An 11,719-nucleotide genomic window follows, 5' to 3' on the forward strand; every position below is an offset into this window, starting at 1 on the left:
CTCGTTTCTATTTACTTAAGTTTGATTCAATTCCTTCCAAAGAACCTTCAAACAGCACTACACTGTTTGCATTCATAATTTTGTAAGTACTTAATTGCGAGTCTGTTACGACCTCAGTACCTTTCAAATTGCGAGAGGACAAATATACATTATTATTTATGTCTCCCAACACAAATAAGGATTTTTTGTCTTCAAGCCCTAATCCTTTCAAAACTTTTGTGAAATTCTTCGTTTTTGGGGCATCGAATTTAAGATCTTCCATAACAACAATTGCGTTTTCATTTGCTTTCATTGTCAAGGCAGATTTACGCGCCAAACGCTTTAGGTTTTTGTTCAATTTGAAAGAATAATTTCTTGGGCGTGGTCCAAACATTCTTCCACCACCTTTGAAAATTCCAGATTTGATACTACCCGCACGGGCTGTACCTGTACCTTTTTGTTTCTTAATCTTTCTAGTAGAACCAGAAATCTCAGCACGTTCCTTTGATTTGTGAGTACCTTGTCTTTGATTGGCCAGGTATTGTTTCACATCAAGATAAACCGCATGATTGTTAGGCTCTATCCCGAACACTTCTGCAGAAAGTTCAACTTTCCGGCCTGTGTCTTTTCCGTTTATATCTAATACAGCTACCTTCATTATTTCTCGATCATTACATAAGAGTTTTTATGGCCAGGAACAGCTCCTTTTACCACAAGTAGATTCTTTTCTGGAATCACTTTCAAAACTTTTAAATTATCAATTTTTACTCTCGCGTTCCCCATTTGGCCCGCCATACGCATACCCTTAAATACTCTTCCAGGATATGATGCAGCTCCAATAGAACCCGGCGCACGCAAACGGTTGTGCTGACCGTGTGTGGCTTGACCAACACCGCCAAAACCGTGACGTTTAACAACCCCTTGGAAACCCTTACCTTTAGATGTACCTGCGATATCCACGTATTCACCTTCGATAAAATGCTCCACAGTAATGGTGTCGCCTAATTTGTAATCCTCTTCAAAATCCTTGAATTCGGCGACTTTGCGTTTTGCAACGGTTCCTGCTTTTTTGGCGTGCCCTTCGGCAGCTTTAGTTACAGTCTTCTTGTCATCGAAACCAAGTTGAAGAGCGTTGTACCCGTCAACCTCTTTGGTTCTGACTTGGGTGACAACACAAGGGCCTGCCTCAATAACGGTACACGGAATATTTTTTCCGTTCTCGTCAAAGATGCTGGTCATCCCTATCTTTCTTCCAATTAACCCAGACATATTTATTTAATTAAGAATTATGAATTCAGAATGTAGAATTCGGTTCCTACAGTCTTCCTCCGATTATTTTTGTTTTCTATTCCATTTTTTCCCTTTTCCCCTTCCGCCCCGATGGATTGCGAAAAAAATTCCGTCCGCAGCGGCGGAAAAGGGAAAAGAATCTTCTATTTCAAAAGAAACGGGATCAAAATAAATTCGATCCCGAATGTTACTTTGTTTACCGTTTTTCCGTTGCTAACAAGCGCGGGACATTTTAACAATTCAGAATTCTGAATTCTGAATTCTGAATTTCATCACACTTTAATCTCTACTTCAACTCCACTTGGCAACTCTAGTTTCATTAGAGCGTCAATCGTTTTTGAAGAAGAACTGTAGATATCCAAAAGTCTCTTGTAAGAACTCAATTGGAATTGCTCTCTACTTTTCTTGTTCACGTGCGGAGAACGCAGAACTGTAAATATTTTTTTGTGTGTTGGCAAAGGAATCGGACCTGTAACTACAGCACCGGTACTCTTTACTGTCTTAACGATTTTCTCAGCAGATTTGTCCACCAAATTGTGATCGTAAGATTTTAGCTTTATTCTTATTTTTTGACTCATTGCTGAAATTATTATACGTTAGCGGTTCCTCTTGCTGCTGCAATTACTTCTTCAGAAATATTTGAAGGAGTTTGCGCATAGTGTGAAAATTCCATAGTGGAAGTTGCACGGCCTGAAGACAATGTTCTCAAGGTTGTTACATAACCGAACATTTCTGAAAGTGGCACTTCGGCTTTAATAACCTTTGCACCTGCACGGTCGCTCATATTGTTAACCTGTCCGCGACGACGGTTAAGGTCACCAACCACATCACCCATATTCTCTTCAGGAGTCAATACCTCAAGTTTCATAATAGGCTCTAGGATTACAGCACCAGCAGCTTTTGCAGCGGCTTTGTAACCAATTTTAGCGGCAAGTTCAAAAGAAAGTGCATCAGAATCCACAGGGTGGAAAGATCCGTCTTTCAATGTAACCTTCATACTATCCATTTCAAAACCTGCCAATGGACCATTTACCATTGCTTGTCTGAAACCTTTTTCAACTGCAGGAATAAATTCTTTAGGAACGTTCCCACCTTTTACTTCGTTTACGAATTCAAGACCAACCTTTCCCTCCTCAGCAGGCTCCAATGTGAATACGATATCGGCAAATTTACCACGTCCACCAGATTGCTTCTTGTAAACTTCTCTGTGGTTGGCAGCTTTTGTTAATGCCTCCTTGTATTCAACTTGTGGCTGACCTTGGCTCACTTCTACTTTAAATTCACGACGCAAACGGTCGATAAGTACATCTAAGTGAAGCTCGCCCATTCCAGAAATAATTGTTTGACCCGAAGCCTCATCTGTACGTACCTGGAAAGTTGGATCTTCTTCGGCAAGCTTAGATAAAGCCATACCCAATTTATCAACATCCGCCTTGGTTTTAGGCTCAACCGCAACCCCGATTACAGGATCAGGGAAGTTCATACTTTCCAAAACTATTGGGAATTTCTCGGCAGATAGTGTATCACCTGTTTTAATATCCTTAAAACCAACTGCAGCTCCAATATCTCCTGCCTCAATAAAATCAATTGCATTTTGCTTGTTAGCGTGCATCTGATAGATACGTGAGATACGCTCTTTGTTACCAGTACGGTTATTAAGAACATAAGAACCTGCATCCAAGTGACCTGAATAGGTACGGAAGAAAGCCAAACGACCAACAAAAGGATCGGTAGCAATCTTAAATGCAAGAGCAGCAAAAGGCTCAGCGGTTGAAGGCTTACGCAATTCTTCTTTTTCGGTATCCGGATTAATCCCTCTAATACCTTCCTTATCCATTGGAGAAGGTAGGTAGCGACAAACACCATCAATCAAAAACTGAACTCCTTTATTTTTAAAAGAAGAACCACATATCATAGGAATAATACTCATATCCATTACAGCAGCACGAAGCGCAGCGTGCACTTCATCTTCTGTGATGGAATCCTCATCCTCCATATATTTTTCAAGAAGGTTCTCGTCATAAGCGGCAACTTCTTCAATAAGCTTACCACGATACATACGAACTTCTTCCTTCATATCTTCAGGAATTTCAACAACGTCAAAAGTTGAACCGAATGATTCATCGTGCCAAACAATTGCACGGTTTTTAACCAAATCAACGATTCCTTTGAAGTCGGCTTCATCACCTAAAGGCAAAACGATTGGCACAGCGTTGGAACCCAACATATCCTTAACCTGTTGGCAAACTGCCAAAAAGTTAGCTCCATTTCGGTCCATTTTATTAACGAAACCAATTCGTGGCACTTTATAGTTATCAGCCAATCTCCAGTTAGTTTCTGATTGAGGCTCAACACCGTCAACAGCACTAAACAAAAATACCAATCCATCAAGAACCCGTAGCGAGCGGTTCACCTCTACGGTAAAGTCCACGTGGCCAGGAGTGTCTATAATATTAAAGTGGTATTCTTTGGTTTCCGGAGTAGGCTCTCCATTCTCCATAGGAAACTTCCACTTACAGGTGGTAGCAGCTGAAGTAATGGTAATACCACGCTCCTGTTCTTGCTCCATCCAGTCCATTGTAGCCGAACCTTCGTGGGTTTCGCCCAATTTATGGTTTACACCAGTATAAAAAAGTATCCGTTCAGTTGTTGTAGTCTTACCGGCATCGATATGCGCGGCAATTCCAATATTTCTTGTATAACTTAAATCTCTTCCCATTGTTTAGAATCTGAAATGTGAGAATGCTTTGTTAGCTTCTGCCATTTTATGAGTATCCATACGCTTCTTAACAGCAGCTCCTTCCTCTTTTGCAGCGGCAAGGACCTCAGCAGCTAATTTAGCGGCCATAGATTTCTCGTTTCTTTTTCTTGAATAAACAATTAACCACTTCATTGCAGTAGCAATTTTACGGTCTGGACGTATTTGCATAGGAATCTGGAAGGTTGCACCCCCAACTCTACGGCTACGTACCTCTACGTGGGGCATAACATTGGAAAGAGCATCTTTCCATAGCTCCAGTGATGTTTTCTCGTCGTCTTGTTTCTTTTCTTCTACAATGTCCATTGCATCATAGAAAACTTTGAAAGCCACACTCTTTTTTCCGTCCCACATCATGTTGTTTACAAAACGCGTAACCAACTGGTCGTTAAACCTAGGATCTGGCAAAAGGGGTCTTTTCTTGGCCTGTTTTTTTCTCATTTCTTGTTTTGTTAATGGCTAAGAAGTCAATTGTTTAACACGATCGACCTATAACCCGTTTTCATTTTACTTCTTTGGGCGTTTTGCTCCGTACTTAGATCTACGTTGCGTGCGGCCTGCAACACCTGCGGTGTCCAATGCGCCACGAACAATGTGATACCTAACCCCTGGCAAATCTTTTACCCTTCCACCTCTAACCAATACTATCGAGTGCTCTTGGAGATTGTGACCTTCGCCTGGGATGTATGCGTTTACTTCCTTACCATTTGTAAGCCTTACCCTTGCTACTTTACGCATAGCAGAGTTTGGTTTTTTTGGCGTAGTAGTATATACACGCGTACAAACACCACGACGTTGTGGGCACGAATCCAAAGCAACCGATTTACTCTTCTTGGTTATTCTGGTCCTTCCTTTACGTACTAATTGTGAAATTGTTGGCATATAAAATATGTATTATTACTGTTTAAAATAAAACACCCCTATTTTTAGGGGATGCAAATGTAGAATTTTTTTTCTACTAATCAAACCCTATCGAATTAATTTTCAGTATGCTTTAAATATTTTTTTAATTTGAATATGAAAAAGGGAGATGAAACGTTAGTTTTGGGAGGGAATGATGAGGTGCTGGATGCCGGATGCCGGATAACGGATGCTGGATGATACAAGACGATTATCATTTAGTTTCCGCCTGGGAAGAGATAAAATGTAAACTTTGAGATTCCGGGCCAAACAGAATTTTTGAATGAAATGCGCCCATTATCTTGGCCCTTGGCTCAAAAAACAAACAAATATAAAAGTTGAAATTAAAACAACCTCCTTACCTTTTCCTATACCTTAATATAATAAGCTGTTTTCTCATCGGAATAAACGCGCAAGAAACCACGCTTATTATCAAGGCCGAAAAACCGCTTTCACAAGGTTTGAGGGATTCGTTACAACTTCAATCCAGCTATAATGGTTTTGATATGGTTAAACAGAAAACCGATACTGTTTTTTTGTCGCTTCTTCATATGGGCTATATTGATTCGGAATTGCGGGAATTGAAAAAGCAAGATGACAGTACCTATATTGCCGACTTTTATTTAGGAAGGAAATATAATACTCTCAAGATTTACTATTCCAAGAATGATTTCTCACCAAAAGAACTTCAGAAAATCTCTTCACAAATTACCGACACCTACTTTCTTCTTCCTTTCGAAAAAACCCCACTGTCGCTAACAAAACTGGCCACCATTCAAAACCAAAAAGGAAATGCCTTTGCCCGAGTTAAACTTACCGAAATTGAAAAGGATGAAAATGACGAATTGACAGCAACACTATTTCTGGACCATGGGAACATCAGAACGGTAGATTCAATTGCAATTAAAGGTTATGAAAAATTTCCAAAATCGTTTTTAAAATATTACGCTGGAATAAAGAAGGGGAAAATATTTGACAGACAAAAACTGATTAAGAAAAACGAAAACCTGAACAGTCTTGGTTTTGCATCCTCAACAAAGGCACCTGAAGCGCTCTTCAGAAAAGATTCGACTATTGTATATTTTTATCTGGAAAAACAGAACCACAACCAATTTGAAGGCATATTAGGTTTCGCTACCGATGAGGAAACGCAAAAACTGGAACTCAATGGATATTTAAACCTCCAGTTGAATAACAATCTAAATTACGGGGAACAATTTCTCCTTAATTATAAGGCCGATGGAAAAGAGCAAGTGGAATTCCGAACCAAGGCAACACTACCCTATTTATTCGCAACTCCCTTTGGGGTAAGTGCGGAACTTAAAATTTTTAAACGCGACTCGAGTTTTGTTACCACAGAACAACAATTGCGGATTACCTATCAGATAAATCCATCCAGTCAAACATATATAGGATATCGCGGCTTTGAGTCCAGCAATCTTCTGGACGAAATACTTGTAGGAACTCCCATTGAAGATTCGAAATCCAAATTTATTCTTTCGGGGGCCAATTACATCAAAAATCAAAATAAACGGTTGTTCCCAATAAAAACTTATCTATCGCTGGATTTCGGGTTGGGAAACAGAGAGAGCAAAAAAGAAAAGGAAAATCAATATCTCGCAGAAACAAGACTGAACAATATTTTCTACTTAAATCATAAAAATTCCATCTTTGCTCAATTAACCGCCAATGCTCTTTTCAGCGAAACTTACCTAGTAAATGAACTTTTCCGGTTTGGGGGCATCAACAGTATCCGTGGATTTGATGAAAACAGTATAGATGCCTCTCTCTTTTCAGTATTAAATACGGAATATAGATATCAATTCAATGAATCCGTGTTCGCGCATTCCATAATTGACTTTGCATATTTTGAAAACCCAACTCTAGATCTCAGGCAAAAACTGTACAGCTTTGGTTTTGGCTTAGGATTAACTACAAAAGCCGGCCTGTTCCGATTTATCGTTGCAAATGGAAGCACCCAAGAACAAAACTTCGATTTAGGGAACATAAAAATTCACGTTAGTGTTACTTCTCGATTTTGACAGGCCTTATTAGGCTTTGGGCGCGAAAAGAGGGCCCTCAAAATTTAACCTCAAAATGCTTGTGTAATTAACTTTTTATTAGGATTTTTGCCGTTGGCTAATTCAAAAATATATAAAATGAGAACAAAGTTTAGTGGAATTCTAACGCTGTTGCTAGCGTTGGTTGTGCAGCTTACCTTCGCACAACAAAAAACAATCACAGGTAATGTCACCGATGATAACGGAGTGCCTCTTCCTGGGGTAAACGTTATCATAAAAAACACCAATTCTGGAACCCAAACAGACTTTGACGGAAATTACTCCCTTCAAGCTAGTGTAGGCCAGACTTTGGTATTTAGTTATGTTGGATATGATTCTCCAGAAATTAAAATTGGGGCTTCAAATTCAATAAACGTAAAAATGGCTCCCGGAGAATCCTTGGAGGAAGTGGTAATTATGGGTTATGACCAAAGTATCACTAAAAAGGAATCAATGGGTGCACAAACGACCATTACCGCAGAGACATTTGAGTCTCGTCCTAGTGGTTCGTTTTTGAATACGTTGCAAGGAAATAGCCCTGGTGCTGTTATCCAGTCAAATTCAGGTTCTCCTGGATCTGCGCAGATCGACGTACTCATCCGTGGTAGAAACTCTATAAACGCTTCATCCGATCCATTGATTGTTGTTGATGGTATCGTAATGGGATCTGCCCAATTTAGAAACCTAAACCAAAATGATTTTGAATCGGTTACTATTCTAAGAGATGCTCACGCTACCTCAATTTACGGTAACAGAGGAGCAAACGGGGTAATTGTAATTACCACAAAATCAGGTAAATTCAACCAACCTCTTACGGTAAAGTATGAGACAATGTATGGAGCATTTACTTTGCCTTCAAATGACTACAACCTAGCTGATGCTCGCCAGAGCTTAACTCTTCAAAAAAGAGTAAACACTGGATTGGGTAAAACCCTAACAGACGAGGAAATAGCTAACTACCCAATTAACACAAATTGGAGAGACGAGTTCTTTAGTACTGGTATTAACACCCAGCACAACCTATCTTTCCAACAAGGATCTGAAAAAAGCAAGTCTTATTTCAGTCTTGGTTATACCAATGTTGAAGGTATGGTACCAACAACAGATTTCCAGAGATTTAACGTTCGTGCAAATGTTGACGGTAAATCCGCTAACGAAAAATTGACTTACGAAGGAAGTATTGCTACAGCTTACTCCAAGAGACATCAATTGGATAGTGAGACAAATGGTGGTATTAACAACAGCGTTATCCAAAACCCTCTATTCGGCTCGTTGTTAGGATTGCCTTATGTTGCAGCCGGACAGTACTCAAGTGGTATAGAATTGTTTGAGGGTATCGGAACAAACTTCGACGGAGGTAACTCCAACCTTGTACTAGAAGACATTCTAAGACCTGGATACTATCCTAACGAGTTTACCGAGACTAGTATTTTGGCAAACTTCTCAGTTGCATACGAAATTGTTAAAGGATTGAAAGTTAGAAACAAAATGGGTATGGATTATAAGCACCAAACAAGAGGTTTCGCACGTGCTCCCTATTCCTATTTGGCAATTGCTGTAGCTAGAGGAGCTAATTTGGACTTCCCTGGATTGGAAAGAAAGACTAACACTCAAGATGCAACCTTTTCAACTGTTACCAGTTTGAATTATGATGAGACTTTTGGGAATCACCGTATTAAGGCTGGCGCGTATATGGAATACGTAAAAGCTAACTATAGATATTCTTACCTACAAAAATATGGTCTGATTGAAAGAACTTGGGAATTTGGTGCAGGAACTGGTTTTGCTCCAAGAGATGGTGATGATTACATTCCTACTGTTGCTTTGAATAAAATAGATGCTGGTTCTTTCTCTTACTTTGGTACATTCGATTATGAATATGACAAAAAATACGGGATCGGAGCTACCATTAGACGTGACGCTACCAATAAGTTTGTTGATAGCAAAAAATGGGGTACTTTCTGGTCTGCTGCTGCAAGATGGGTAATAAGTGACGAGGAATTTCTTAGCACTAGCACTACTGTAAACCTTTTGAAATTAAGAGCTTCTTACGGTGTGACTGGAAACCAAATTCTTTCTATCCCTGCTCCTGATACCAACCCTCTATATTTGGATTCAGATTTAGTATATGATACTAATGACACCGGTCAAGGATATATGAACCTTCCTACTTACTTCCCTATTATTGGAAACTCTGATGTTCAGTGGGAGGAAACAGCTCAAGCAAACATTGGTTTGGACTGGATTTTGTTTGACAACAGATTATCTGGAAACTTGGATGTTTACCAAAAAATCACTAGCAAATTGTTCAACCAAATGGACCTATCGGCCATTACCGGACAGTACAGTATTAAAGGTAACAATGGTGAAATCACAAATAAAGGTGTGGAACTTAACCTGAGATATCAAATGTTGAGAAATAAGGATTTCAACTTGGCTGTATATGCTAACGGTTCTTACAACCATAACGAGATTACTGCTCTAGAAACAGAAGCTATTGATCCAGGAGGGTCAGGTCAAGCTTTGAATGGTCCAGTAAACCAGTTCTATATGTACGAATACGTTGGTGTAAACCCAGAGAATGGTGAGCTTTTATTTAATGCTGCTGATGGCTCAGTTACTGAAAACCCTGTTCCTGAAGATGCAGTTTATACTGGTAAATCTAACCTTCCAAAATATGTTGGTGGATTTGGTTTGAACGCTGATTACAAAGGTTTCTATCTTGACGTAGCGTTCTCTTTCCAAGCTGATTTCTACAAGTGGGATAACGCATTATTCTGGTTGTATGAAGGTGCTGCTTCTACCGTTGCAAACTACAACGTTTCAGCTGACCTTCTAGATGCTTGGACTCCTGAGAATACAAACGCTAACTTTCCATCTCTAACCGCCAGCAATAAGAACTTCGATGGTTCATCTGATCGATACTTATTTGATGCATCTTTTGTAAGACTACGTAGCACGGTTCTTGGATATAGTTTCCCACAAGAAACATTGGACGGAACCTTTATTAAAGGATTGAATGTATTTGTACAAGGAGAAAATCTCTTGTTATGGACAAAATGGAGAGGATTTGACCCTGAAGGATATGTTAACTATTCATTAGGTCAGTATCCAAACCCACGTACTATTTCCTTTGGTGTAAATCTTGAATTCTAAAAAATGAAGAAAATGAAAAATATAAAATCAATTTTAATTTTGATGGTTGCAAGCGTGTTGTTTGTATCCTGTGAAGATGCTTATGATATAAAGCCCGCTGGGATTTTAGATGATGAGGCAACCTTCCAAACTGTTGAAGATGCAAAAACATTCCTAAATGGAATATACGGTTTAATGGATAATACCACCGAAATCTATTTTACAAGTGTATTTACCGACGAAGTTGCTCCTTCACCTGGTTATAACGGTCAGGACAAGGATCTTCACAGATTTGTACTTGACTTCACTTCTGGTTATGCTTCGGCAATTTGGTTGAAGCATAATAGAGTAATCAATAGAGTTAACCGTCTAGTAAACGGAGCGGATTTGGTTACTGTACAAGAAGGAGAACAGGCTGAGTTAAATGATATAGTAGCTCAAGGAAAAACACTTAGAGCTCTATCTTATCTAACATTATTGAGCTATTTCTCACCTGATATGACAGATGATAACGCTCTTGGTGCAATTTTGTTCACAAATGTACCAACAGTTGATGAGTTACTTCCAAGGTCCACTAATGGCGCTTGCTTCGCTCTTATCGAAGAGGATTTAAATTATGCTGAGGCTAACCTAGATTCTCATGAGTTTATCTATCCAACAAAATCGTTGGTTAATGCAATAAGAGCAAGAATGTATGCTTACAGAGGAAATTATCCTATGGCTAAAACTTATGCTAATAAGGTGATCAATGATTACGGATTGACTTTGACTCCATCAACTCCTTTTGATCTTTCTAACTTCTACAAAAACAGCGTTACCAACCCTTACAGACAAATCTGGGCTGATTCACCTGCAAGACAAGTTCCTTCAGATAGATTGGAGAATATCTATTCATTGCAATCGTATTCAAATGCGAATGATTATGGATTCTCACCTGCTGGCCTGTACTATTTCAACGTAACAAACATTACAGGTTCACCAATTTGGGGAATGAGTCTTAAGCTTTATGACAAATTGGGGCAAATGCCTGATGATGTTCGTGAGTATGCCTTTGTTGATCCAACTACAGATCTAAGTATTAATGCAGTTATGATCGACAAGTATCCTGGTATCCCTGGAGGTCCACTTAGAAACAACTTAAAGTTGTTCCGTTTGTCTGAAATGTATTTAATCTTAGCTGAAGCTCAAGCTGCCGCTGGTCAGATTGATCAAGTTGCTCTTACTCTTAACAGTGTACAGAAAGCAAGATCGACCACTGGTAATGCAGCTGTTCAATCTTACGCAAATGCAACTGAAGCTTGGGGTGCAATTATGGACGAAAGAAGAAAAGAACTTTGTTTTGAAGGACACCGTTATGTTGACATTAAAAGACTTGGAGTGCTAGCTAACAAATCTATCGACCGAAGCGATTTCGATGATGAAGTGCCTGGTATGCCATTGACTATTTCAAATACCGATCACCGTTTTACTCTCCCTATTCCATCGAGTGAATTTTTCGGAAATCCCGGTATTCAACAGAACCCTGGATACTAATCCAAAAAACAATTATAATTCTACAAAGGCCATGCTCAATGCGTGGCCTTTATTTTTTATATTT

Annotated in this window: 9 protein-coding genes; 3 read left to right on the plus strand and 6 right to left on the minus strand. The window is 39.3% G+C overall.

The window, feature by feature from the left end; translation table 11 throughout:
- Positions 1 to 7: 7 nt before the first annotated feature.
- The 6 genes from rplD to rpsL all read right to left on the minus strand — a co-directional run bounded on the left by rplD (position 8) and on the right by rpsL (position 4,909).
- Complete coding sequence (gene rplD, locus EI546_RS07470; protein WP_128249958.1) at positions 8 to 637, minus strand: 50S ribosomal protein L4; 630 nt, start codon at positions 635 to 637, stop codon at positions 8 to 10.
- Entirely contained in the window at positions 637 to 1,248 is a 612-nt protein-coding gene (rplC, locus tag EI546_RS07475; protein ID WP_128249959.1) for a 50S ribosomal protein L3, read from the minus strand. Before rplC ends, rplD begins: the two co-directional genes overlap by 1 nt.
- A gap of 293 nt (positions 1,249 to 1,541) precedes the next feature.
- Positions 1,542 to 1,847: a 30S ribosomal protein S10 gene (rpsJ, locus tag EI546_RS07480; protein WP_010181931.1), complete on the minus strand. Its 306-nt coding sequence runs from the start codon at positions 1,845 to 1,847 to the stop codon at positions 1,542 to 1,544.
- A gap of 11 nt (positions 1,848 to 1,858) precedes the next feature.
- Complete coding sequence (gene fusA, locus EI546_RS07485; RefSeq protein ID WP_128249960.1) at positions 1,859 to 3,988, minus strand: elongation factor G; 2,130 nt, start codon at positions 3,986 to 3,988, stop codon at positions 1,859 to 1,861.
- A 3-nt stretch (positions 3,989 to 3,991) separates the two neighbouring features.
- On the minus strand, positions 3,992 to 4,468 hold the full coding sequence (gene rpsG, locus EI546_RS07490; protein ID WP_128249961.1) for a 30S ribosomal protein S7: 477 nt from the start codon (positions 4,466 to 4,468) through the stop codon (positions 3,992 to 3,994).
- Between the two features lie 66 nt (positions 4,469 to 4,534).
- Positions 4,535 to 4,909, minus strand: a complete 375-nt coding sequence (gene rpsL, locus EI546_RS07495; RefSeq protein WP_073215344.1) for a 30S ribosomal protein S12 — start codon at positions 4,907 to 4,909, stop codon at positions 4,535 to 4,537.
- 356 nt (positions 4,910 to 5,265) lie between these two features.
- On the opposite strand from rpsL, the gene EI546_RS07500 reads away from it, so the two are divergent.
- From EI546_RS07500 to EI546_RS07510, 3 genes are all read left to right on the plus strand, one after another.
- Positions 5,266 to 6,969, plus strand: a complete 1,704-nt coding sequence (locus EI546_RS07500) for a POTRA domain-containing protein (RefSeq protein WP_128249962.1) — start codon at positions 5,266 to 5,268, stop codon at positions 6,967 to 6,969.
- Between the two features lie 117 nt (positions 6,970 to 7,086).
- Positions 7,087 to 10,143: a SusC/RagA family TonB-linked outer membrane protein gene (locus tag EI546_RS07505; protein ID WP_128249963.1), complete on the plus strand. Its 3,057-nt coding sequence runs from the start codon at positions 7,087 to 7,089 to the stop codon at positions 10,141 to 10,143.
- A gap of 12 nt (positions 10,144 to 10,155) precedes the next feature.
- Positions 10,156 to 11,655 (plus strand): RagB/SusD family nutrient uptake outer membrane protein, encoded by a 1,500-nt coding sequence (locus tag EI546_RS07510; RefSeq protein ID WP_164905199.1) that lies wholly within the window; start codon positions 10,156 to 10,158, stop codon positions 11,653 to 11,655.
- The last annotated feature ends 64 nt before the right edge of the window (positions 11,656 to 11,719 follow it).

The sequence above is a fragment of the Aequorivita sp. H23M31 genome (assembly GCF_004022485.1).
Classification (GTDB): Bacteria; Bacteroidota; Bacteroidia; order Flavobacteriales; family Flavobacteriaceae; genus Aequorivita; species Aequorivita ciconiae.